The 23,285-nt window shown below is 67.1% G+C and carries 24 protein-coding genes and 1 other RNA gene; 11 read left to right on the top strand and 14 right to left on the bottom strand.

The annotated features are described in order from the left end of the window. Positions 1-2: 2 nt before the first annotated feature. Positions 3-1,127 (bottom strand): FtsW/RodA/SpoVE family cell cycle protein, encoded by a 1,125-nt coding sequence (locus tag ACODTJ_RS05210; protein ID WP_454656146.1) that lies wholly within the window; start codon positions 1,125-1,127, stop codon positions 3-5. Between the two features lie 305 nt (positions 1,128-1,432). Between ACODTJ_RS05210 and ACODTJ_RS05205 the strand changes: the two genes are divergently transcribed. After that, complete coding sequence (locus ACODTJ_RS05205; protein WP_454656145.1) at positions 1,433-1,927, top strand: VOC family protein; 495 nt, start codon at positions 1,433-1,435, stop codon at positions 1,925-1,927. 193 nt (positions 1,928-2,120) lie between these two features. Here the strand turns inward: ACODTJ_RS05205 and murD are convergent, their stop codons facing one another. The 9 genes from murD to ACODTJ_RS05160 form a co-directional block, all read right to left on the bottom strand. Beyond that, positions 2,121-3,554: a UDP-N-acetylmuramoyl-L-alanine--D-glutamate ligase gene (gene murD, locus ACODTJ_RS05200; protein ID WP_454656144.1), complete on the bottom strand. Its 1,434-nt coding sequence runs from the start codon at positions 3,552-3,554 to the stop codon at positions 2,121-2,123. Positions 3,555-3,564: 10 nt separating this feature from the next. After that, the gene (gene mraY, locus ACODTJ_RS05195) at positions 3,565-4,647 is read right to left on the bottom strand and encodes a phospho-N-acetylmuramoyl-pentapeptide-transferase (protein ID WP_454656143.1); all 1,083 of its coding nucleotides are present in this window, start codon (positions 4,645-4,647) and stop codon (positions 3,565-3,567) included. 21 nt (positions 4,648-4,668) lie between these two features. Continuing rightward, positions 4,669-6,096 (bottom strand): UDP-N-acetylmuramoylalanyl-D-glutamyl-2,6-diaminopimelate--D-alanyl-D-alanine ligase, encoded by a 1,428-nt coding sequence (locus ACODTJ_RS05190; protein WP_488847779.1) that lies wholly within the window; start codon positions 6,094-6,096, stop codon positions 4,669-4,671. Continuing rightward, on the bottom strand, positions 6,093-7,544 hold the full coding sequence (locus tag ACODTJ_RS05185; protein ID WP_454658965.1) for a UDP-N-acetylmuramoyl-L-alanyl-D-glutamate--2,6-diaminopimelate ligase: 1,452 nt from the start codon (positions 7,542-7,544) through the stop codon (positions 6,093-6,095). Before ACODTJ_RS05185 ends, ACODTJ_RS05190 begins: the two co-directional genes overlap by 4 nt. A gap of 28 nt (positions 7,545-7,572) precedes the next feature. Next, the gene (locus ACODTJ_RS05180; protein ID WP_454658964.1) at positions 7,573-9,321 is read right to left on the bottom strand and encodes a peptidoglycan D,D-transpeptidase FtsI family protein; all 1,749 of its coding nucleotides are present in this window, start codon (positions 9,319-9,321) and stop codon (positions 7,573-7,575) included. Positions 9,322-9,347: 26 nt separating this feature from the next. Continuing rightward, a complete protein-coding gene (gene ftsL, locus ACODTJ_RS05175) occupies positions 9,348-9,734 on the bottom strand; it encodes a cell division protein FtsL (protein ID WP_454656141.1) in 387 nt (128 codons plus the stop codon). Between the two features lie 2 nt (positions 9,735-9,736). Continuing rightward, a complete protein-coding gene (rsmH, locus tag ACODTJ_RS05170; protein WP_454656140.1) occupies positions 9,737-10,777 on the bottom strand; it encodes a 16S rRNA (cytosine(1402)-N(4))-methyltransferase RsmH in 1,041 nt (346 codons plus the stop codon). Next, the gene (locus ACODTJ_RS05165; RefSeq protein WP_454656139.1) at positions 10,774-11,247 is read right to left on the bottom strand and encodes a division/cell wall cluster transcriptional repressor MraZ; all 474 of its coding nucleotides are present in this window, start codon (positions 11,245-11,247) and stop codon (positions 10,774-10,776) included. Before ACODTJ_RS05165 ends, rsmH begins: the two co-directional genes overlap by 4 nt. Positions 11,248-11,817: 570 nt before the next feature. Next, positions 11,818-12,285 (bottom strand): MarR family winged helix-turn-helix transcriptional regulator, encoded by a 468-nt coding sequence (locus ACODTJ_RS05160; protein ID WP_454656138.1) that lies wholly within the window; start codon positions 12,283-12,285, stop codon positions 11,818-11,820. A gap of 148 nt (positions 12,286-12,433) precedes the next feature. On the opposite strand from ACODTJ_RS05160, the gene ACODTJ_RS05155 reads away from it, so the two are divergent. Next, complete coding sequence (locus ACODTJ_RS05155) at positions 12,434-12,856, top strand: organic hydroperoxide resistance protein (protein ID WP_454656137.1); 423 nt, start codon at positions 12,434-12,436, stop codon at positions 12,854-12,856. A gap of 173 nt (positions 12,857-13,029) precedes the next feature. Here the strand turns inward: ACODTJ_RS05155 and rnpB are convergent. Together rnpB and ACODTJ_RS05145 are read right to left on the bottom strand one after the other, a co-directional pair. Next, an RNA gene (rnpB, locus tag ACODTJ_RS05150) (RNase P RNA component class A) lies at positions 13,030-13,436 on the bottom strand. 57 nt (positions 13,437-13,493) lie between these two features. Beyond that, the gene (locus ACODTJ_RS05145) at positions 13,494-14,087 is read right to left on the bottom strand and encodes a lytic transglycosylase domain-containing protein (RefSeq protein WP_454656136.1); all 594 of its coding nucleotides are present in this window, start codon (positions 14,085-14,087) and stop codon (positions 13,494-13,496) included. 414 nt (positions 14,088-14,501) lie between these two features. On the opposite strand from ACODTJ_RS05145, the gene ACODTJ_RS05140 reads away from it, so the two are divergent. The 6 genes from ACODTJ_RS05140 to ACODTJ_RS05115 all read left to right on the top strand — a co-directional run bounded on the left by ACODTJ_RS05140 (position 14,502) and on the right by ACODTJ_RS05115 (position 21,004). After that, on the top strand, positions 14,502-15,251 hold the full coding sequence (locus ACODTJ_RS05140; RefSeq protein ID WP_454656135.1) for a TerB family tellurite resistance protein: 750 nt from the start codon (positions 14,502-14,504) through the stop codon (positions 15,249-15,251). Between the two features lie 180 nt (positions 15,252-15,431). Beyond that, complete coding sequence (locus ACODTJ_RS05135; RefSeq protein WP_454656134.1) at positions 15,432-16,220, top strand: peptidoglycan recognition protein family protein; 789 nt, start codon at positions 15,432-15,434, stop codon at positions 16,218-16,220. A 108-nt stretch (positions 16,221-16,328) separates the two neighbouring features. Next, complete coding sequence (locus ACODTJ_RS05130) at positions 16,329-17,990, top strand: hypothetical protein (RefSeq protein ID WP_488847776.1); 1,662 nt, start codon at positions 16,329-16,331, stop codon at positions 17,988-17,990. A gap of 10 nt (positions 17,991-18,000) precedes the next feature. Continuing rightward, positions 18,001-18,750: an ABC transporter ATP-binding protein gene (locus ACODTJ_RS05125; protein WP_454656132.1), complete on the top strand. Its 750-nt coding sequence runs from the start codon at positions 18,001-18,003 to the stop codon at positions 18,748-18,750. Next, the gene (locus ACODTJ_RS05120; protein WP_454656131.1) at positions 18,747-19,979 is read left to right on the top strand and encodes an ABC transporter permease; all 1,233 of its coding nucleotides are present in this window, start codon (positions 18,747-18,749) and stop codon (positions 19,977-19,979) included. The genes ACODTJ_RS05125 and ACODTJ_RS05120 overlap by 4 nt, the downstream gene beginning before the upstream one ends. A gap of 83 nt (positions 19,980-20,062) precedes the next feature. Next, the gene (locus tag ACODTJ_RS05115) at positions 20,063-21,004 is read left to right on the top strand and encodes a diguanylate cyclase domain-containing protein (RefSeq protein ID WP_454656130.1); all 942 of its coding nucleotides are present in this window, start codon (positions 20,063-20,065) and stop codon (positions 21,002-21,004) included. Positions 21,005-21,044: 40 nt separating this feature from the next. Here the strand turns inward: ACODTJ_RS05115 and ACODTJ_RS05110 are convergent, their stop codons facing one another. Next, positions 21,045-21,404: a winged helix-turn-helix transcriptional regulator gene (locus tag ACODTJ_RS05110; RefSeq protein ID WP_454656129.1), complete on the bottom strand. Its 360-nt coding sequence runs from the start codon at positions 21,402-21,404 to the stop codon at positions 21,045-21,047. 123 nt (positions 21,405-21,527) lie between these two features. Between ACODTJ_RS05110 and gstA the strand changes: the two genes are divergently transcribed. Genes gstA through ACODTJ_RS05095 form a run of 3 tightly spaced genes read left to right on the top strand, consistent with a single transcriptional unit; the run spans position 21,528 to position 22,803 of the window. After that, on the top strand, positions 21,528-22,139 hold the full coding sequence (gene gstA / locus ACODTJ_RS05105; protein WP_454656128.1) for a glutathione transferase GstA: 612 nt from the start codon (positions 21,528-21,530) through the stop codon (positions 22,137-22,139). A 15-nt stretch (positions 22,140-22,154) separates the two neighbouring features. After that, positions 22,155-22,535: a nuclear transport factor 2 family protein gene (locus ACODTJ_RS05100; RefSeq protein WP_454656127.1), complete on the top strand. Its 381-nt coding sequence runs from the start codon at positions 22,155-22,157 to the stop codon at positions 22,533-22,535. A 28-nt stretch (positions 22,536-22,563) separates the two neighbouring features. Then, complete coding sequence (locus ACODTJ_RS05095) at positions 22,564-22,803, top strand: tautomerase family protein (protein WP_454656126.1); 240 nt, start codon at positions 22,564-22,566, stop codon at positions 22,801-22,803. A gap of 15 nt (positions 22,804-22,818) precedes the next feature. On the opposite strand, the gene ACODTJ_RS05090 is transcribed toward ACODTJ_RS05095, so the two are convergent. After that, entirely contained in the window at positions 22,819-23,280 is a 462-nt protein-coding gene (locus ACODTJ_RS05090) for a GNAT family N-acetyltransferase (RefSeq protein WP_454656125.1), read from the bottom strand. Positions 23,281-23,285: the final 5 nt, after the last annotated feature.

The raw sequence follows: 23,285 nt of genomic DNA, 5'->3' as shown, positions 1-23,285 counted from the left end.
CCTCAGCGCCCGAAATCGACGGCGCGCGGACGCCGCCGTGTCAGCGCCAGCAGGAAGCCCATCCCGACCGCAAGCGACAGCAGCGAGGAGCCACCATAGGAGATGAAGGGCAGCGTCATGCCCTTGGCCGGCATCATGTGCAGGTTGACCATCATGTTGATCGCCGACTGGATGCCGAAGAGCAGGGCAAGGCCGGTGACCGCGAGGCGAATGAACGGATCCTCCGCCTTCTGCGCCACGAACAGCGCCCGGATCACGATGACCGCGAAGAGCGCGACCAGGAGCATGCAGACCACGATGCCGAACTCCTCGGCGGTGACCGCGAAGATGAAGTCGGTATGGGCGTCGGGCAGGATGCGCTTCACGGTGCCTTCGCCCGGGCCTTTGCCGAGCCAGCCGCCCTGCGCGAAGCTCTCCAGCGCCGTATCGACCTGGAACGAGTCGCCCGAGCCCTTGTCCATGAAGCGCTCGATACGGGCGCGAACGTGCGGCACCAGCTCATAGGCAACCACGATACCGACGGCGCCGATGCCGCCCAGCCCGACCACCCAGAACCAGTGCAGGCCGGCGACGAAGAACAGGCCGCACCAGACCAGGCTCACCAGCATGGTCTGGCCGAAATCGGGCTGGAGAACGAGCGGCACGATGGTGACCGGCAGCAGGAGCAGCGCCAGGATCGTGCCCGGCAGGTCGGGACGACGCAGGCCTTCGGCGAAGGCCCAGGCGGCCATCACGACGAAGGCGGGCTTGAGGAACTCGGACGGCTGCACCGAGCCGAGCGGCCCGAGCGTCAGCCAGCGTTTCGCGCCCTTCACCTCAACGCCGAAATAGAGCGTCGCCACCACCATCACGAGTGAGCCGAGATAGATCAGCAGCGCGGCGCGCCGGACCTGGCGCGGCGTCATCAGCGAGACCCCGAGGAAGATCACCAGCGCGCCGACGAGATAGGCCGCCTGCCGGTTGACGAAATGGAAGGTCGACAGGCCGAGCCGCTCGGCGACCGGCGGCCCACCGGCCATCAGCAGCACGACGCCCGAAATCATCAGGGCGACGAGCGCGGTGAGGATCAGGCGGTCGATCGACCACCACCAGCGGCCGCTGAGAGAAGGTTCCGCGCGCGAGACCATGACGGGTATCCCATCGACAAATTCTGCGCGGCCGAAGCCACGCCTACGTGACGAATCACTCTGTCAATGAATGGTTAACCGATTGATTCCGATGCGTTGGATCGGTGAGTTCAGCGCATCGCGATCCACAGCGGCGCAATGACGCTTCCTGACCTGTTCGATGCAGCCTCAGTCACCGCGATCGACTCCATGCGTCAAATCGGCCTCGTGCAGCCGAGCAGATGCGGGTGCCGCTCCTGACACGCATTGTCGCCCCATGGGAGGAGTTGCAGCCTGCACCAGTTTCGACAGCGAAAGGACAGACCATGGCCATCGCCGAGAATACGACCAGCAAGAACACGATCTGCCTGTGGTACGACAAGGACGCCGAGGCCGCCGCCCGCTTCTATGCCGAGACCTTCCCCGACAGCGCGGTGAACGAGGTCTTCCGAGCCCCGACCGATTTCCCCTCCGGCAAGGCCGGCGACGTGCTGACGGTCACCTTCACGGTGCTCGGCATCCCCTGCCTCGGCCTCAATGGTGGGCCGATGTTCAAGCACAGCGAGGCCTTCTCCTTCCAGATCGCCACCGAGGATCAGGCGGAAACGGATCGCTATTGGAACGCCATCGTCGGCAATGGCGGCAAGGAGAGCGATTGCGGCTGGTGCAAGGATAAATGGGGTCTGTCCTGGCAGATCACCCCGCGCGTGCTCAGCGAGGCGCTGGCCGTCGGCGGCGAGGAAGCCAAGCGCGCTTTCGCCGCGATGATGACGATGCAGAAGATCGACGTCGCCAAGATCGAGGCCGCCCGGCGCGGTTGAAGCGCAGAGCCGTTGCGTCTTCACAGGGACTTGGCACCGCCCTTGTCATTCCGGGGCACGCCGCAGGCGTGAACCCGGAACCCACGATGGGGTGAGACATAAAGTGTTCGGTTGCCAGCGGCTCACCCAGTCGTGGGTTCCGGGCTCTTCGCTCCGCGAAGCCCCGGAATGACAAGGTCATGCAGCCCTTGACTTACCGCTTGCCGCCGAAAGGCTCGAAACCCGGCAATTCCGCGACCAGCTTGCGGAAGCTGTCGCCGCGCACCTCGAAATTCGGGAACTGGTCGAAGGAGGCGCAGGCCGGCGAGAGCAGCACGGCGATCTCGCCTTCGCCCGGCGCCGCCAGGGCGTCGCGCGTGGCGTCGGCCACCGCCTTGTCGAGCGTGACGCTGCGCTCGTAAGTGACGCGCCCGTCATCGTCGAAGGTCGCGGCGAAGAGGTCGCTCGCCGCCCCGATCAGATAGGCGCGGGCAATGTTGGGGAAGTAGCGGCGCAAGGACTCGATGCCGCCGTCCTTGGCCTTGCCGCCGAGGATCCAGAAGATGCCGTGGAAGGAGGTCAGCGCCTTCTCGGTGGAGTCCGCATTGGTCGCCTTGGAATCGTTGATGAAGACGACACGGCCGATCCGGCCGAGTTCTTCCATGCGATGCGCCAGACCCGGATAGGTCTTGAATCCATCAGCGATCTCTTCGGCGGTGAGGCCCAGAGCCGAGCAGGCGGCGAAGGCAGCTGCAGCATTCTGCGCGTTATGCGAGCCGCGCAGCGAACCGATGCCGGCGAGATTGGCCACGACTTTCGGCTTGCCGTCCTTGACCTCGACGATGCGCGTGTCGAGCCGGCCCTGATTGGCGGTGACGCCGGCGAAGACGCCCTCGTCGAGCGGCTGCTCGCCGCTGATCTTCACCAGCGGGCGGCCTCCGGCGGCGCGACGGCGCGCCATCTGCTTGGAAGCATCATCGTCGACACCAACTACCGCGATATCGGCCGCGGCAACCAGCCGCTCCTTGATTCCCGCATAGTTCTCCAGCGAGCCGTGCCGGTCGAGATGATCCGGCGTCAGGTTCATCTGGATGCCGACGGTGGGCTTGAGCGAGGGCGCGAGATCGATCTGATAGCTCGAGCACTCGATGACATGGATGCGGTTCGCGGCCGGCGGCTCCAGCGCCAGCACGGCGGTGCCGATATTGCCGCCCATCTGCACGTCGCGGCCGGCTTCCTTCAGCACATGCGCGATCAGCGCCGTCGTCGTCGACTTGCCGTTGGTGCCGGTGATGCAGACGACCGGGGAAGCCGGCGCGATCTTCGCCCGCTCCAGGAAGAACAATTCGACATCGCCGATGATCGCGACGCCGGCAGCCCTGGCCTTGCCCACCGTCCAGTGCGGCTCGGGATGGGTCAGCGGCACGCCGGGTGAGAGCACGAAGGCGGCGAAACCCGACCAGTCGGCATTCGCCAGATCGACGACGGCAATGCCCTCGACCGACGCCTTCGCGCGACTCGTCTCGTTGTCGTCCCAGGCCGCGACCTCGGCGCCGCCCGCCCTGAGCGCGCGCGCCGTGGCGAGCCCCGACCCGCCGAGGCCGAACAGGGCGACCTTACGCCCGGCGAAAACGGTGACGGGCGTCATGCGGGTACTCTCAGCGCAGCTTCAGCGTGGCGAGGCCGACCAGCGCCAGCACGACCGAGATGATCCAGAACCGGATCACGACCTGCGGCTCGGTCCAGCCCAGCTTCTCGAAATGGTGGTGGATCGGCGCCATCAGGAAGACGCGCTTGCCGGTGCGCTTGAAGACGAAGACCTGGATGATGACGGAGAGCGCCTCGACCACGAAGAGACCGCCGACGATGGCGAGCACGATCTCGTGCTTGGTCGCGACCGCGATGGTGCCGAGCAGGCCCCCTAAGCCGAGCGAGCCGGTATCGCCCATGAAGATCTGGGCCGGCGGCGCGTTGAACCAGAGGAAGCCGAGGCCGGCGCCGATGACCGCGCCGCAGATCACGGCGAGTTCGCCCGCGCCGGGGATATGGTGGATCTGCAGGTAATTGGCGAAGATCGCGTTGCCGACGAGATAGGAGATGAAGCCGAAGGTGCCGGCCGCAATCATCACCGGCACGATGGCGAGACCGTCGAGGCCGTCGGTCAGGTTCACCGAATTGCCGGCGCCGACCACGACGAAGGCGGTGACCAGCGGGAACAGGATGCCGAGCGGGATGATCGCTTCCTTGAGGAAGGGCATGGCGAAGCCCGAGCCGATCGCCGGCGGCTGCATCTGCATGATGAAATAGCAGGCGATCAGCGCGACCACGACCTCGATCGCGATGCGCGCCTTCCCCGAGAAGCCCTTATGCGACTGCTTGGTCACCTTGAGGAAGTCGTCATAGAAGCCGATGGCGCCGTAGGCCGCCGTGACGCCGAGCACGATCCAGACGTAAGGGTTGCGCAGATTGCCCCAGAGCAGCACCGCGACGAACAACCCGGTCAGGATCATCAGCCCGCCCATGGTCGGCGTACCGCGCTTGGCGAGATGCGATTCCGGCCCGTCGGTGCGGATCGGCTGGCCCTTGCCCTGCTTGATCCGCAGCCAGGAAATGGCCGAGGGGCCGAAGAAGAAGACGAACAGCAGCGCCGTCGCCGTCGCCCCGCCGGCGCGGAAGGTGATGTAGCGGAAGACGTTCAGCACCGGGAAGGTGCCGGCGAAGTCGGCGAGCCAGACGAGCATGCTGCTTGGTTCTCTTGTAAATCAGTCTTCGGCAGGCACGGCAGGAAAGCGCGCGAGGATCGCCTTGACGATCGGCCCCATGCGCGTGCCCAGCGATCCCTTGACCGTGACGGTGTCGCCGCCGCGGATCGCATCGAGCACGAGCGGCTCCAGCTCGCTCGCGGTTGCGGCATAAGCCCCCCGCATGGCGGAAGGCAAGCTTTCATGCAGCCCTTTCATCAGCGGGCCGCAGGTGAACACCTTGTCGATCCCGTTCGAAACCAGCGGCTCGGCGAGGCCGCGATGCAACTCCGGCCCGGTTGCCCCGAGCTCCAGCATGTCGCCGAGCACGGCGATGCGCCGGCCGCGCCCCTCGACCGGCAGCCGGCCGAGATTCTCGATCGCGGCCCGCATCGAGGCGGGGTTGCCGTTATAGCTCTCGTCGAGCAGCGTGATCTTGCCGCCCGGAGCCTGCAGCACCTGCCGCGCACCGCGACCGGCTGGCGGCTTGAGATCGCCCAGCGCCAGCGCGGCCAGCGCGAGATCGGCCCCGAGCGCATGGACAGCGGCAAGCACCGCCAGCGAATTCAGCACGATATGCTTGCCGGGGCTGCCCAGCCGGTAGGTCACAGGCTCGCCGAAGACGCGGGCCTCGACCACCGACATGTCGGGCTTCAGCGCGCAGGAAATCAGCTTCACATCGGCATCGGGGCTCTCGCCGAAGGTGATGATCCGCCCGGCCGGACCGGACTTGGCGATGTCGCGCAGCAATTCGGATTGCGGGATGTCGGCATTGACGATCGCCGTGCCGCCCTTCTCGAGTTCCCAGTAAACGCCGGCCTTCTCCTCGGCGATCCCCTCGAGCGAGGCGAAGGCGGCGAGATGCACGGGCTGGATCGTGGTGACGATGGCGACCTGCGGACGCACCATCCGCGCCAGCGGCACGATCTCGCCGGGACTGTTCATGCCGATCTCGTAGACGCCATAGGCGACATCGGCGGGGGTGCGGCAGAGCGTCAGCGGCACGCCCCAGTGGTTGTTATAGGAAGCGACCGGCGCATGGGTCTTGCCCTGGCGCGAGAGCACGAGGCGCAAGGCCTCCTTGGTGCCGGTCTTGCCGACAGAGCCGGTAACGGCAACCACGCCGGCCTTGAGCTCGGCGCGGCGCGCGCTGCCCGCATGCTCCATCGCCTTCAGCACGTCCGGCACGACGGCGAGTGCGCCCACGCCCTCAAACTGAGCGGCATGCGCCTCGTCGATCACGGCAAGCGCCGCGCCCTTGTCGAGAGCGCTCTTAACGAAATCATGCCCGTTGCGCGCCTCCCCGGTGATGGCGAAGAAGACGTCGCCCGGCTCCAGCGTCCGCGTATCGATCGAGGCTCCGGTCACGACCGGCGGCGCGGCGCCTTCGGGCCGTGCGCCCAGCGCCGCGATCAGCTTGTCTCCGGTCCAGAGCGGGCCGCCCATCATTTGATCTCCGATAGCGCCTTGCGGACCACGTCGTGGTCCGAGAAGGGCAACGTGCGGTCGCCTATGATCTGGCCGGATTCATGGCCTTTTCCGGCCACGACCAGCAAATCCCCAGGCTTCAGCATCTTTACGGCAGCATGGATCGCTTCCTCGCGGTCACCGATCTCCTGGAGCCTGGGCGAAGCGGCCATGATCTCGGCCCGGATGGTCGCCGGATCCTCGCTGCGCGGGTTGTCGTCGGTGACGATGGCGATATCGGCCTTTTCGGCCGCGATCGCGCCCATCAGCGGGCGCTTGCCCTTGTCGCGATCGCCACCACAGCCGAAGACGCAGATCAGGCGTCCGGTCGCGTAAGGCCTGAGCGTCGTCAGCACCGCGGCGAGCGCATCGGGCTTGTGGGCGTAATCGACGACGACGAGCCCGCCATTCGCCTCGCCGACGCGTTCGAGCCGCCCGGCGACGCCCTTCAAGCCGGAAATCGCCTTGAGCGATGCAGCCTTGTCCTCGCCGGTCGCGATGGCGAGCCCGGCCGCGACCAGCGCGTTGCCGGCCATGAAGTCACCGACCAGAGGCAGGTCGACCGACAACTCGCGCCCCTCGAAACCAACAGTCAGCCGCTGCGAGAAGCCGTCGCGCTCGTTGCGCAGCAGGGTCAACGTCTCGCCCTTGCGGCCGATGCCGATGATCGGATGCCCGGCCTTGGCCGCAGCCTCAGCCGCCTCCCCCGCATAGGGCTCGTCGCGATTGATCACGACCGGCGCGCCGGCCGGCAGCAGCTTCCAGAGCCGCAGCTTCGCGGCAAGGTATTCCTCGACGCTGGGATGATAGTCGAGATGGTCTCGGCCGAGATTGAGGAAAGCACCGGCGCTGAGCCGCACCCCGTCGAGGCGACGCTGGTCGAGACCGTGCGATGAGGCCTCCATCGCCAGATGCGTGACGCCCTCGCCCGCGAGCTTCTCGAACGAGGCGTGCAGCGAAAGCGGGTCCGGCGTCGTCAGTGAGCCGTAATCGGCGCCCTTGGCCGTCACCACGCCGATCGTGCCGACACTCGCCGATTCATGACCGAGCGCCTGGAAGATCTGCCGGGTGAAATCCGCCACCGAGGATTTACCGCTGGTGCCGGTCACCGCGACGATGGTCCTGGGCTGGCGCGGATGGATTTTGGCAGCGGCCAGTGCCAGTGCCAGCCGTGGATCGTCGACCTGCGCGAAGGCGACGCCGGCCGGCAGATCGGCCGGGCGCGGTCCGCCCGAGACGATGGCGACCGCGCCATGCCCGACCGCGTCCATGATGAAGCGCGCACCATCGGCCTTGGCGCCGGCAAGCGCGACGAAGACGTCGTCGCCGGTCACCTTGCGGCTGTCGAAGGCGACGCCATGCACCTGCTGGCTGGCGGCCTCAGCCTCGAAAATCTCGGGGAAGAGGTCTCCGAGGCTGTATCCGGTCATCGTCATGGTCACCGTTATTAAGTCGAGATCAGCGCGAACCCCAGGCACCGAGCCGCGCCATCAGCGGGAACGGCGCCAGCGGCGGGTCGAAGCGCGGGTTGAGCCCCAGGATCGGCCCGGCGCGTTCGATCACCTTGCCCGTGGTCACGCCGGCATTCCAGGCCGCGGTCGAATAGCCGCCGCTCTCAGCATAGCCCTTCGGCTCGTCATAGATCGCGAGGAACAGGTATTTCGGCTTGTCGGAGGGGGCGATCGCCGTGAAGGTAGTGAAGTTCTTGTTCTTGGCGTAGCGGCCGTTGATGACCTTTTCGGCCGTACCGGTCTTGCCGCCGACGAAATAGCCGTCGACGCTCGCCTTGCGGGCCGAGCCCTTCTCGCCGTTGAGCCACATGATGTAGCGCAGCGCCTCGGAGGTCTCCGGCTTGATGACGCGGGTCGCCACCTGGCGCGCCTCCTCCTCGGAGCGCTTCAGGAAGGTCGGCTTCATCAGGTAGCCGCCATTGACCAGCGCCGCCACCGCGGTCAGCGCCTGCAGCGGCGCGACGGCAAGGCCGTGACCGAAGGCGATGGTCGCGGTGTTGATCTCGCCCCAGCGCTGCGGAACGATGGGCGCCGCGCTTTCCGGCAGCTCGGTCGTCATCCGGTCGAGCTGCATCATCTTCTTGAGGAAGGCCTTGTGGCCGTCGACGCCGACGGCCAGCGCCATCTTGATCGTGCCCATGTTCGACGACTTCAGGAAAACCTCGGGCACGGTGAGCGTCCGTCCGGTGCCGTGGTACTCCTTGATGACCTGGCGGCCGAACCGCATCATGCCACCGGCGGTCGAATAGCTCGAATTGATGTTGGCCTTGCCGGAATCCAGCGCCATCGCGATGGTCAGCGCCTTGAAGGTCGAGCCCATCTCGTAGACGCCGACATTCATCCGGTTGATCCGGTCCTTCTCCAGCGCGTCGACCGGGTTGCCCGGATCGAAATCGGGCAGCGAGACCAGCGCGAGCACCTCGCCGGTGTTCACGTCCATGATCGCGCCGGCGGCGGCGATGGCCTTGAAGCGCTCCAGTCCCTTAGAGAGTTCGTCTCGCAGCAGGTGCTGGACACGCAGGTCGATCGACAGCTTGACCGGCTTGAGATCGGACGCCTCGGTCGCCAATCCCGCTCCGTTCAGGTCCTGCAGGCCTTGCGAGTCGATGTATTTCTCGATGCCGGCGATGCCGACATTGTCGATATTGGCGAAGCCGAGCACATGGGCGGCGGCATTGCCGTTCGGATAGACGCGCTTGTTCTCGGGCACGAAACCGACGCCGGGGATGCCGAGGCGATGCACTTCCGCCTGCTGGCGCGGCGTGATCTCGCGCTTGACCCAGACGAAGCCCTTCTTGGTGCCGAGCTTGTCGCGCAAATCCTTGGCGTCGAGATCCGGCAGCACCGCCGTCAGAAGCTCGGTCGCCTCGTCCTTGTCGAGGATGCGGCGCGGTTCGGCGAAGACCGAGACCGTGCGGATATCGGTCGCCATCACCTCGCCGTTGCGGTCGACGATGTCGGGCCGGGCGGCGGAAATGGCATTGGAGGTGGCGCGGCGTAAGCCCACCTGCTCGTTCGGGGCGACCCCGAGATAGACCAGCCGGCCTGTGATCGCGAGGAACAGCGCCGAGAAGCCGAGGATGACGAGCCCGACGCGCGGCTCGCTCTTCTCGCCGCTCATGCGGAAGACGTCGCGCAGCCAGGCGAAGCGCCCGCGCTTGACCACGCCCTCGGCGGCCTGGTGCTGCTGCTCCATCGAAACCTCGTTTCGTGTCGGCTCGGTCATGGCATCGGCCCCGGCGTGGTCGCGCCCGCCCTGGTGTTCCTGGGTGTCTCGGTCGGCAGTCCGAGCCCGAGATCCTCCAGCTTGCGGCCGATGGTATCGACCTTGGGTCCGCGGTTCGGGATGTCCGAGGGCTTGACCACCTGCGTCACCACGAAGGGCTGGAGGTCGAGATGGCGCTCCGCCAGCATCTGGACGCGGTCAGGCCGGTTGAGGAACTGCCACTCGGCCTTGAGCACGGCGATAGCGTCGCGCTCGCGCTGGGTCTTGGACTTGAGCTTCTGGAGATGCTCGGTCGCCAGCGTCGTCTCGTACTTGATCGAATAGGCATAGACCGCCGAGGAGACCAGCGCGCCGATGGCGATGACATGCAGGAGCTTGATCACGCTCAGGGCCTCCGGCGCGGCTGCGGGTCGGGGACGGTGGAGAGCGCGACGAGCCCGGCATCGGCCCGGCGTGCCGGCGCCTCGTTGCGTTCGGCAGCACGCAGCTTGGCCGAGCGCGCCCGCGGATTGGCCCGCATCTCGGCCTCGGACGGTGCGACCGCACCCTTGGCGACCAGCCTGAAGGTCGGCTGCGCGGCGGCAACCGCCGGCGCATGACGCGAGCCCGCCGGCACCCGGCCGGAGCGCTCGGCGAAGAACTGCTTGACGATACGGTCTTCCAGGGAATGGAAGGTCACCACGACCAGTCGCCCGCCCGGCTTCAGGACGGCCTCGGCCGCATGCAGCGCCCGGACCAGCTCGCCGAGTTCGTCATTGACGGCGATACGCAGCGCCTGGAACACGCGCGTCGCCGGATGCGCCCCGCCGGGCTCGCCCCAGACGATGCCGGCGACGAGATCGGCCAGTTGCTTGGTCGTCGCGATCGGCGCCTTGCGGCGGGCCTCGACCACGGCGCGGGCGACGGCACGCGAGCGGCGCTCCTCGCCATAGTGATAGAAGATATTGGCGAGCAGCCCTTCCTCGGCCTCGTTGACGAGGTCGGCCGCGCTCTGCCCGCTGCTGCTCATGCGCATGTCGAGCGGCCCGTCGAAGCGGAACGAAAAGCCGCGCTCTGCCTGATCGATCTGCATCGAGGAGACGCCGATATCGAGCACGACACCGTCGAGCGGCGCCATCTTGAAGCGCTCGGCCTCCTCGGCAAGCTCGCCGAAATTGGCCTGGGACAGCGTCAGGCGTCCGGCCATCTCGGCGACGAGATCGGCACCGCCGGCGATCGCCGTCGGGTCGCGGTCCAGCCCCAGCAGGGTCACATCCGGCGCGGCATCGAGGATCGCGCGCGAATAGCCTCCTGCCCCGAAGGTGCCGTCGAGATAGCGCCCGCCGGCCTGCGGCGCGAGCGCGGCCAGAACCTCGGCGAGCAACACGGGCACATGACGAACCGGTCCGCCAATGGCTCCGCCGGAACGGTCGCCATGGTCCGTCATGTGCCCGTGCCTCCCGTTGGAATGGTCAAACTGCCGAGCGTGCGCTTCACGTCGCGCAAACGCGTCCGCGCCGCGTCGAGATGCGCGCGGAACCGCTCCGGCTCCCAGATCTGAAACTTGTGGCCGTGGCCGACGAAGGTCACGGCGTCGCCGATACCGGCATGCGCCTTCAGCGCCTCGCTCAGCACCATCCGCCCCTCCGTGTCGATCCTCAGCACCTCCGAGGTGCCGTTCAGCGCCGTCGAGAGCAATTCCCACTCGTCCGAGAACGGCGAGAAGCGCGCGAGGATATCGTCGATCGTGGCCCTGAGCGCGTTGCCGCCGGCATCCAGCGCCGGCAGGTCGAGCCCCTGATGGACATAGAGACCCTCGTAGCCGTCCTTGGCCAGCACCGACCGGAAACTCGAGGGAATGGAGACGCGCCCCTTGGCGTCGAGCCGGTTCGTGAAATTCGAGACGAAGCGGTCCATCAACGCCGCCTCCCGGCCTGCTCTTCAAGGCGCCACCGCTGAGATGGGCAAGCGGCGAAAGGACTCTCCGTCGAAGCGGGCAAGGCAGTCCGGCAAGCCAAATTCCGCGCGGCACACGGAGCCTGACCCTTGGTTTGCCTGCCGGCTTCGACGGGATGATTTGGGATAGCATGGGCCTATATGGGCGTCAATGGAATCGCGGGTGCAACGGCGCACCCACGAGGACTCTCCGGCATCACAGCTCGTTAAGGTTAAGTATCCGTAAGCACGCGCAATTCGGCGTCGCCCGGCCCTATGGGCAGGCAGAAAATCGCTTCAGCGATGCGAAAAATATTTACGAAAGCGGGCCGTTATTTTCGGCGACCCGCAAAGCGGCGCCGATCCGCAGGCCATCGGAGCGCATCACGGCTGTCATTCCGGGGCGCGCCGCAGGCGCAAACCCAGAACCCGCGGCTGGGCGGGACGCTTTACGCGCGCTGCGAGCCGCCCACCCAGTCGTGGACTCCGCATTCTTCGCTACGCGAAGCCCCGGAATGACAAATGTAGCGCCTGCGACGACGGACGCGCCCCTCAGCCCTCCTCGCGCGCCGACGCCAGCAGCGCATCGCGGACGAGGCCGAGCTGATCGCGCAACCGCCCGGCATCGCCGGCCGTCCCGCCGAGCGCCTCGCCGACAGCATCCTGCACGCAGCGCCCCTGCTCGCGCAGCCCCTCGCCCTTCTCGGCGAGATGGATGCGCACCTGCCGCTCGTCGCGCGCATCGCGCTCACGCCGGATCAGGCCGGAGGCTTCGAGCCGCTTCAGCAGCGGCGTCAGCGTGCCGGAATCGAGCATCAGCCGCTCGCCCAGATCCTTCACCGTCAGCCCATCCTGCTCCCAGAGCACGAGCATCACGAGATATTGCGGGTAGGTCAGCCCGAGCGCCGCCAGGATCGGGCGATAGGCCCGATTAAAGGCATGGCCAACCTGATAGATCGCAAAACAGAGCTGCTGCTCCAGACGCGGCACACCCTCCCCGGCCCTGTCCTGCTTCGCCATCACACCCTCGCCGATCACCTTGTTCCACGGAAAGCCGAAAGCAGCCCCGCGATCAACCGCTCTTTGCCTTGCCCAAATTAATTGTTGACAATTTAATTGTGCAAAATCTAAAAGACAACCATCAACCCAGCGAGCAAGGAGATCGATCATGAAGACACTTTATACCGCGCATGGTTCCGCCACCGGCGGCCGCGAAGGCCAGGCCGCGACCGACACCGGCAACGTCAAGCTCGTGCTGAACACCCCCAAGGAACTCGGCGGCGGCGGCGGCGAAGGCACCAATCCCGAGCAGCTTTTCGCCATGGGCTACTCGGCCTGCTTCCTCGGCGCGCTCAAGTTCGTCGCCAGCAAGGAGAAGGTGAAGATCCCGGATGACGCGAAGGTCTCGGCCGATATCGGCATCGGCGCCCGCGACGACGGCCAGGGCTTCGGCATCACCGCGAAGCTGACCGTCTCGGTGCCTGGCCTCGACAAGGCCGCGGTCGAGGACCTCGTTAAGAAGGCCCATGTGGTCTGCCCCTACTCGCATGCGACGAAGGGCAACATTCCGGTCGAGACGACGGTGGCCTGAGACAGGTATTCCGGCGCACGCTGATCGAGCCCTGAGACCGATCGGGAATTCGCTCCGGTGAGGCAGCCGGCGCGGCTATCGAGAACCGGAGCGCAGCGGACATCGGTTCGTGAGCACCGGAAGCGCAGAAAGCCGCGTCGGATGCCCGCCGGAGTAGAATTCACGACGGTCGAGGTGCCAGTCGGCCTGTAAGCCGGGTTCTGGATGGCCGGAGGATCGCTCCCCCGACGTGACGGCCATTCCTCTGGGACGCGTATTGCTGCGCGCCTCGAGCAACCAACCCGGACGACAAGGCACAGAAACCTGCCCCTCCCCGCTTGCGCGGGCAGCATCGTCCCTATTCGGTTTTGCTCCCGGTGGGGCTTGCCATGCCGTCCCCGTTGCCGGGTCCGCGGTGCGCTCTTACCGCACCTTTTCACCCTTACCCTGCCGGAAAAGCCGAAACTCTCCAGCGCAGGGCGGTTCGATCTCTGTGGCGCTTTCCCTGGGGTCGCCCCCGCCGGACGTTATCCGGCACCGTGTTTCCGTGGAGCCCGGACTTTCCTCCCTCGCGAGCGAGAGCGGCCGTCCGGCCGACTGGCGAGGGGGGGAATGCGCGCTGGCGCCGCCCGCGTCAAGCGCAGGCGCGCCGGAAAGATCAGTTGCGGGCGGTGATCGTGCGCACCTTGGCGCAATAGGTGCGGTTGGCGCCGCTCATCCGGGTCGCCATATGGCCACTCTGATACTTCATGATGGTGCGGCAGGTATCGCCGCCCGCCATCTTGTAGGCCATGGCGAGGTATTTCATGCCGTAACGGGCATTGGTCTCGGCATCGAGCAACCCGCCCGCGCTGCCGGAATAACCCATGCCGCGCGCCGTCTGGTGACGGATCTGCATCAGGCCGTAATTGCCGGCATGCGAAGCCCGCGGATTGTAGCGGCTCTCGACGCGCACGACGGCATCAGCGAGCGAGAACGGCACGCCATTGGCAGCCGCATGGCGCGCGACGATGGCCTTGATGCCTTCGGAGCCGGCCGGAGCGGCAAGCGCGCGGCTGGCGCGGGCCTCGTGCTTTTCGGTCTCTGACTTGACGGCTTCCGCCTTGGCCGCGCGGGCAGCGGACTTCGCCTTGGGAGCCTCGGCCTGGACATCCTCGCCCTTGCTTTCGGCAGCCTTGGCGCGGGCGATCTCGGCGTCGCGGAGAACGATAGCTCTGGGGTCCGTTTCCGCGTTGACGAAATCCTCAGCCAAGGCCACCCCGGAGAGGCTAATCAGGCACGCAGTCGCGAGACCACCACAGATATATCGCATGTCGAATTGAACCCCATTGCGCCATGACTGGCCGATGGGGGCGCTCAACTGATGGTCGAATGTGTCGATAATCTGTCACATTCCACAGAAAAACAAGCAACAATTAGCGTAAACAGGAATTTATTCTATATTTAACTATTCAGTATTCATATGTATTCGGTCACTCGAAAAACTTCGCCGGCTCCCCGCCTCCGGGTACGAATCAAGCAGGCGAATCAGCTGCCGCATTTCGGCCTCATTCGCGGCCGGATGTGCTTTTTGGGCGCGGCAGGCCGCCGCACCGGGCGCTCTTGCGCGGATAAGCCCCCTTCTCCCATCATCTGCGCATTCGGATTCACCGGGATCGGTTTTGTGATGGCTTCCTCTTTCTGGGGCGCTCTTGGCGGTGGCGGGCTCGGGCTCGTGATCGGCGGCCCGCTCGGCGCCCTCGTCGGCGCGCTCGCCGGCCATGTCCTGGTCGATCGCGAGGGCGCGCCCTTCGGCCCGGCTCCGCGCGAGCTCGTCTTCACCACCGGCCTCGTCGCGCTTGCCGCCAAGATGGCGCGCTCGGACGGCGTCGTGACCTGCGACGAGATCACCGCCTTCCGCCGCATCGTCGAGGTCCCGCCCGACCAGCAGCAGCGCATCGAGGCCCTGTTCGATCTCGCCAAGCAGACCAGCGCCGGCTTCGAGGCCTATGCCACGCAGATCGCCGGCGCCTTCAAGGACGAGCCGGCCCTGCTGGAGGACGTGCTCGACGGGCTCTTCCTGATCGCCGCCGCCGATGGCGCGATCCATGAGGCCGAGCACGCCTATCTCCAGTCCGTCGCCGGCATCTTCGGCATCGCCGAGAGTGATTTCGCCCGGATCGAGGCCCGCCATGCCCGCCGGCCCGACGATCCCTATCTCGTGCTCGGCGCCAGCCGCGAGATGGACGACGCCGAGCTCAAGCGCCATTACCGCCGCCTCGTCGCCGAGACCCATCCCGACCGCGAGATCGCCCGCGGCCTGCCGGAGGAAGCGATCGCCATCGCGACGCGCCGGATCGCCGCCATCAATGCCGCCTGGGACGCAATCCAGAAGGAACGCGGCATGAGCCGCAGCCTCGCGCCGCAACCTGCTTGAATCCAGGCTTCTCGGACAATACGCGGGTCATCCCGGACAAGCGGCGTTAGCCGCGCCGATCCGGGATCCATGCCTGAACCTCAATCGGACATGCTCAGGAATGGATCCCGGGTCTCCCTTCGGTCGCCCGGGATGACGGCGCGGTTCCATCACGATCACACAATGCGCTAAGGCCGACGCATGACCGACACAGCCAAGCCCGACAGCCGCTTCGCCTCGAAGATTTTTCCCTCGCCGAACCACGGTGAGCGCAAGCACCCCGACGGCACGCCGGACCGTCGGCCCGACATGCTGATCCTGCATTACACCGGCATGCCGGTCGCGGGCGAAGCGCTGCAATGGCTTTGCAACCCGGTGGCGCAAGTCTCGTCGCATTACTTCGTCTTCGAGAACGGCCACACGCTCCAGCTCGTGCCGGAGGGCCGGCGCGCCTGGCATGCCGGCGCCTCGCACTGGGCCGGCGAGACCGATATCAACTCCTGCTCGATCGGCATCGAGATCGCCAATCCCGGCCATCCCGGCGGCCTGCCCGACTATCCCGAGGAGCAGATCGCCGCGACGCTCAACCTCTGCTGCGACATCTGCGAGCGCTGGTCCATCCCGCCGGAGCGCGTGCTTGCCCATTCCGACATCGCGCCCGGCCGCAAGATCGATCCCGGCGAGAAATTCCCGTGGCGCCGGCTCAGTGAGGCCGGCGTCGGCCTCTGGACGGAGCCTGCCCCGATCCGCGGCGGGCGCTTCTTCGCCCGCGGCGAAAGCGGCCAGCCGGTCGAGGCCTTGCAGGCGATGTTCGCGATGCTGGGCTATGGCGTCACCGTCGATGGTGTCTTCGACGAGAAGCTGGAAGCGGTGGTCGCCGCCTTCCAGCGCCACTGGCGGCAGGAGAAGGTCGACGGCGTCGCCGATTCCTCGACGATCACGACGCTGCGCGACCTGCTCGCCGCGACGCAAGCGAGCCGCACCGCCTGAAGCGTAGCTAAGCCAAAGATTGCAGGAAGTTAACTCGCCGGACGGCCCGCTTTCTGGCAAGCTCTTCCCTAGCGGCCGCCAAAGGCTGCCGGGATTGGGGAAGCGACCTTGCGCAAATGGCTGATCGGAACCGGGCTGATCGTGCTTGCCGCGGCCGGCGGCTACTGGGCGCTGCGCCCGGCCGGCGGCAACGCCAATGAGCCGCCCTATCGCACGGCTGCCCTCGATCGCGGCCGCATCACCGCCGCCGTGCGCGCCACCGGGACGCTGACGCCGGTCACGACCGTCCTCGTCGGCTCGCAATTGTCCGGCCAGATCGTCGAGCTCCTCGCCGACTATAATTCGCAGGTGAAGGCCGGCCAGGTCGTCGCCCGCCTGCAAAGCGACCAGATCCGGACGCGCCGCGATGCCGCCCAGGCCGATCTCGAACAGGCCAAGGCCGATCTCGTGGTCAAGAACGCCCAGCTCGAACGCGCCCGCGCCGCCCGGATCAAGGCCGACTCGATCATCCGCGATCTCGAAGCCCAGCGTACCCGCACCTCGGCCCAGCTCGCCGATGCCAGGCGCACCTTCGAGCGGCAGGACCAGCTCTTCAACCGCAGCACGGGCTCGCAGCAGAATCTCGACACCGCCCGCACGCAGGTCGAGGTCCAGACCGCCTCGCTCGCCTCGAACGAAGCCCAGCTCGCCTCTGCCCGCGCCGAGCTCAGGGGGCTCGATGCCGATATCCAGCTCGCCGAAGGGCAGGTTCAGGCCAGCCAGGCTCTGATCGGCAGCCGCGACGCCAAGCTCCGCGACATCCTGATCGACCTCGAACGCACGCAGATCCGCTCGCCGGTCGATGGCGTCGTGGTCCAGCGCCAGGTCGATCTCGGCCAGACCGTCGCCGCCTCGCTCTCCTCGCCGACGCTGTTCCAGATCGCGCAGGACCTGCGCACCATCGACATCTACGCCAATATCGACGAGGCCGATGTCGGCCGGCTGAAGCCGGGCCAGCCGGTCTCCTTCACCGTCAACGCTTATCCCAGCCGCAATTTCCAGGGCCGGGTCGAGATGGTCCGGCTCGGCGCCCAGACCATCCAGAACGTCGTCACCTATACCGGCATCATCCGCGTCGAGAACCGCGACATGGCGCTCCTGCCGGGCATGACCGCCAATCTTCAGGTCGTGACCGAGGACCGGCCGGATGCGCTGCGCGTGCCCAATGCCGCGCTGCGCTTCCGCCCGGCCGGCGCGGCAGGTGCCGCCCCTGCAGGCTCGGGCACCGGCCCTGTAGCGCTGCCGGATGCCGGCGAGCGCGGGCCACGCGCAGCCAACGCCCTGCGCGAGCGGATCGAGACCGAATTGCAGCCGACGCCCGAGCAGAAGCAGGCGATCGCCGAGATCCTGAAGGAGCGCCGCGGCAACCGTGAGGCCATGGCCGGGCTCTCGCCGGAGGAGCGGCGCGCCGCCTTCCGCGCGGCGCGGACGGAGATCGTCACGAAGATCGGCGCTGTGCTCGATCCCGAACGCCGCGCTAAGTTCGAGGCGATCATGCAGGAGGGTCGCGGGGCGCCGCGCCAGGGCGTTCCGGGCCGGGTCTATGTGCTGGACGAAGCCGGCCAGCCCAAGCCCGTGCCCGTCATACTCGGCCCGACCGACGGTGCCTTCACGGAATTGCTCGGCGGCGAGGTCAAGGACGGCGCGCAGGTCGTGACCGGCGGCGGTCCGCGCCTGACGACCGCGCCGGAACCGCCTGCCTCCCGCGCCCGCGGCCCACGGCTGTTCTGAGGGCCTCGCCGTGCCCCTGATCGAAACCCGTGACCTCTCCCGCGTCTACGATCTCGATTCCGGCCGCGTCACGGCGCTGGACCGGGTCTCGCTCGCGATCGAGGCCGGCGATCTCGTCGCGGTGATGGGCCCGTCAGGCTCGGGCAAATCGACCTTCATGAATCTGATCGGCTGCCTCGACCGGCCGAGCGGCGGCCATTACATGCTCGACGGCGTCGCGGTCGAAACCCTATCGGGCGATGGGCTCGCTGAACTGCGCAACCGCAAGCTCGGCTTCGTCTTCCAGCAGTTCAACCTGCTGCCGCGCATCGATGCCTGCGCCAATGTCGAACTGCCGATGGTCTATGCCGGCGTCGCCCGCGCCGAGCGAAAACGGCGCGCGCTTGCAGCGCTCGCCCGCGTCGGCCTGGCCGAGCGCGCCCATCACCGCCCGATGCAGCTCTCCGGCGGCCAGCAGCAGCGCGTCGCCATTGCGCGCGCGCTGGTCAACGAGCCGCGCCTGCTGCTCGCCGACGAGCCGACCGGCGCACTCGACAGCCGCACCGCGCTGGAAATCCTCGCCCTCTTCCAGGATCTGAACCGCGAGGGCGTCACCGTCGTCCTCGTCACGCATGATGCCGAGGTCGCCCGCCACGCACGCCGGCTGATCCGCTTCCGCGATGGCCACCTGCTCAGCGATCTCAGGCAGGAGCCGGCCGACGCCCGCGCCGCGCTCGCCGCCTTCGATGCCGGGATCGGCCTACCGGAGGCCGCCGCATGAGCCTGACCGAAGCGATCCGCTCGGCGCTGTCCGCCATCGGTGCCAATGCCCTGCGCTCGGCGCTGACGATGCTCGGCATCATCATCGGCGTCGCCGCCGTCATCGCCATGGTGGCGATCGGCGCCGGCGCTCGCGAGCGCGTCACCGGCCAGATCAAGTCGCTCGGCGCCAATCTCGCCATCATCCAGTCCGGCAACGTCACGCAGGGTGGCGTCAGGCTCGGCGCCGGCGCTTCTTCGACGCTGACCGACGAGGACGCAGCCGCGATCCTGCGCGAGGTCGAGGACGTCACGGCTGCCGCGCCGGTCCTGGTCACCCGTGCGCAGGCCGTCTATGCCGGCGCCAACTGGTCGACCCAGATCACCGCCACCGATCTCGACTTCTTCGCCGCCCGCGAATGGGAGATCGGCGCAGGCCGGCTGTTCGAGCCCGAGGAGCTGCGCAAGGGTGAGATCGTCGCCGTGATCGGCCAGACAGTCGCGCGAAACCTCTTCGGCGAGGAAAACCCGCTCGACCAGCAGTTCCGCATCCGCAACGTGCCCTTCAAGGTCATCGGCGTGATGGCAGCCAAGGGCCAGTCGGCACTGGGGCAGGACCAGGACGACGTCATCTTCGTGCCGCTCGACACCGGCCGGCGCCGCATCGTCGGGCGAAACTATGCTCGCGACCGCTCGGTCCAGAGCATCATGGTCAAATTCGCCAGCGAGGAAGCGATCACGCCGGGGATCGCCGAGGTCACCGCGCTGCTGCGCCAGCGTCACCGCTTGATGGAGGATCAGGAGGACGACTTCATCGTCCGCAACCTCACCGAGATCGCCAACACCGCGACCGCTGCCGCGACCACGCTATCCTGGCTGCTGGCCGCGGTCGCCGCCGTCTCGCTCCTCGTCGGCGGCATCGGCATCATGAACATCATGCTGGTCTCGGTGACCGAGCGCACGCGCGAGATCGGCCTCCGGCTCGCGGTCGGTGCTCGCCAGAGCGCAGTGCTGACCCAGTTCCTGATCGAGGCGACGACGCTCGCGACAATCGGCGGCGCGGTCGGCGTCGGGCTCGGCATCGCGGCGGCGCTGATCATCGCCCATGTCGCCGGCTGGCCTTCGGTGATTTCGGTCCAGACCATCCTGATCGCGGTCGGCGTCTCCGGGCTGATCGGCGTGTTCTTCGGCTTCTACCCGGCGCGGCGAGCCGCAAGGCTCGATCCGATCGAGGCGCTCAGACGCGAGTGAGGCGGCGGATTTTCTTGCACTGCGCAAGGGTCGCTTAACCCTGCCCGCCCTAGGCTGCCTTTGAGGCAGTCAGGAGGCGGACCGTGAACAGCCAGCAGCTCACCGCGGCGACGCAGTCCCTCTACGATCGCGCGACCGCGGCCGCAGCCGTTGGCGCCTGGGAATGCAACCTCGCCAATGAATCGCTGAGCTGGACTGACGGCGTCTACGACCTGTTCGGCCTGCAGCGCGGCTCTGCCATCTACCGCAGCGCAACGCTGGACCTCTATGAGGAACGCTCGCGCCGCGAGATGAACCAACTCCGCAGCAAGGCGATCAGCACCGGCCAGGGCTTCGCGCTGGATTGCCGCATCCGAGCCGCCAATGGCGAGAAGCGCTGGATGCGCCTCATCGTCGGTGTCGGCCACGAGCATGGCCGCCCGATCCGCATCTTCGGCTCGAAGCAGGACGTCACCGCCGAGAAGGGCTTGTGGAGCGAAACCGCGACGCTGGTGCGGGCGAACGCATCGACGAACCTCGCAGCGCGCCGCAACTTCATCGATGCTCTTCGGCAGTCCCGATACGAACGTAGCCGGGAGCCCGAGCGCTTCGCCCTCGCCATCTTCGGGATCGATCGGTTCGCGACTCTCGTCGAGAATTACGGCCGCTCCGCGGGCGACGATGTGATCCGGAATTTCGGCGAGCGGCTGCGCCGGCTCTTCCCCGATGCGCTCGCCATCGACCAGACCGGCCCCGGCGCTTTCGCCTTGCTGCTGCGCATGCCCGGCGACAAGGGCTACCTCGCCTCGATGCTCTCCGGCACACGCAAACTGCTGTGCCGGCCGATGCCGCGCGGCAATCTCGTCATTGACTTCACGCTCTCGATCGGCGCGGCCCTGCTGACACCGGAGGGCTATCGCGAGCAGAACGAGATCTTCGCGGAGGCCGAGGCCGCGCTTCAGGTCGCCGGCATGGCCGGAGGCGACTGCGTCCGCGTTTTCGACGGGCCGATGGCCGCCGTCAGCCGGGTCGCGCTCGCCGGCTGACATCGCTGAAATGTTCGCGCGGCCAGCGGGCCCTGCCCGGTCAGGATGCCTGCCCGCGCGCAAGAGCCTTGAGCTTGGCGCCGACCTCCGCGATCGCCTGAATCGCCGGCATGTAGTCGCGGCCAAGTGGCGTCAACGCGTATTCGACCGAGGGCGGCGAGCCCGACAGGACGCGCCGCCGCACAACCCCCTTGACCTCGAGACTGCGCAGCCGGGTGCTGAGCATTTTGGCCGATATCATGGGGATGTCGCGCCTGAGCTCCCCGAAGCGCCGTGGCCCCCCGCTCAGATACCAGATGATGTTCGGCGTCCAGGCTCCGCCAAGCACCTGCATGCAGGTGCCGACATCGCAGGCCTCCGGTGGCTCGGGTGAGCGATTCCTACGGATTTTCAAAGCCATGCAGCAAACCTCTGGTAACCGCGAGGATACCGGAAAATGCAGTTACAACAAGTAACGAGGTATACAAAGGTTATTTCAGGGATCTAACCATGGCGCATCACCAATCCACGGAGATGAACCACCATGAAGCTCTACTTCGCTCCCGGCGCCTGCTCGCTCTCGCCCCATATCGCACTGCGCGAGGCCGGCCTGCCCTTCACCCTCGAAAAGGTCGATATCTCCACCGGCAGGACGGCAAGCGGCGAGAGTTTCGCCGCGATCAATCCCAAGGGCTACGTTCCCGCGCTGAAGCTCGATGATGGCGACGTCCTGACCGAAGGCGCGGCGATCGTCCAGTATATCGCCGACCTCGCCCCCTCCGCCGGCCTTGCTCCCCAGCCAGCGACGCTCGAGCGGGCACGGTTGCAGGAATGGCTCACTTTCATATCGAGCGAACTGCACAAGGCATTCTCGCCTCTGTTTCATCCCCGGACGGACGAGGCCGGGCGGCAGGAAGCCCGGGCAGCGATCGCGCGGCGCCTCGGCTATGTCGAGGCAAAGCTCGCCGACGGACGCGACTACCTGCTCGGAGACACCTTCAGCGCCGCCGACATCTATCTCTTCGTCATCACCAGCTGGGCCGAGGGCAAGGAGATCTCGCTGTCGACTTGGCCACGTCTGAAAGCCCTGCTGGAGCGCGTCGCGGACAGGGATAGCGTCCGGGAAGCGCTGAGCGCCGAACGTCTCGCCGCCTGACACGAGGCGCAGCGCATGACCTCGCAATTCGCCCCGATCGAGGCCGTGCTCGGCCGCTATTTCGACGGGCTCTACCACAGCGATGCGGCCCTGTTGGGCCGCGCCTTCCATCCGCAGGCGATCTACGCCTGCGCGACCGATGGACGGCTGACCCACATGACCATGGATGCCTATCTGCCGATGGTGGCGGCCCGCCCCTCCCCGGCGAGCCGTCAGGAAAAGCGGCGCGATCGGATCATCTCGATCGCCTTCGCCGGGCCGGTCACCGCACTGGCCCGCGTGGAGTGCGCCATCGGAGAGAAGCGCTTTACTGACCTGCTCAGTCTCGTCCAGCTCGAAGGCGAGTGGCGCATCATCGCCAAGGTCTTCCACTTCGACCTCGCGTCCGCCGCCTGAACACTTACGAACCCGTGAAGGAACATCCATGCCCTATGTCAACATCCGCATCACCCGCGAAGGGGCCACGGCAGATCAGAAGGCCGCGCTCATCGCCGGCGTCACCGACCTTCTGAGCAAGGTCCTGAACAAGAACCCGGCCACCACCTTCGTGGTCATCGACGAAGTCGGCCTCGACGACTGGGGCGTCGGCGGCCTGCCGGTTGAGCAGTACAGGCTCAAGTTGTCCCAGACCGCAGCTCCGACCGGCGCGGCCGCGCGGGGCTGAAGCGCGCGTCCGAGATCAGGCCGTCAGCGGCTCCTCCTGCGACAACGATCGGGTGAAGACGATCTGCCCGTCGAGACCGCGCCCCATGTCGCGCCAGCCATGGCGGCGATAGAAGCGCTCCGCCCGCGTGCCGGCACCGGTTTCGAGCCAGGCCTGGGCATGGCCCGCAGCCTTCAGTCCGGCCAGCGCCGCATCGATCAGAGCGCGGCCATGGCCCCGCCCCTCCTGCGCCGGATCGATGAACAGGGCCCAGATCAGGCCGGTCTGATGGTTGGCGCAGGCGAAGCCCGCGATCTCGCCCGCGTCTTCCGCAACGAGGAAGATCGCGTTGTCGCGATACCAGGCCACATCCTCGTCCGTGACCTTCGAGGGGTCGCTCAGGATGTTCTCGCGCACGCCCATGCGGATCGCACGGATGCGCGGCTCATCCGCCGCCACCGCCTTGCGGATCAGCCTTGCCTCGTCAATCGTCGCCACACGTC

The sequence above is a fragment of the Allobosea sp. FG18 genome (assembly GCF_057809495.1).
Note: the sequence above shows the minus strand (reverse complement) of the source record. Positions and strands in the feature narration are given on the sequence as shown.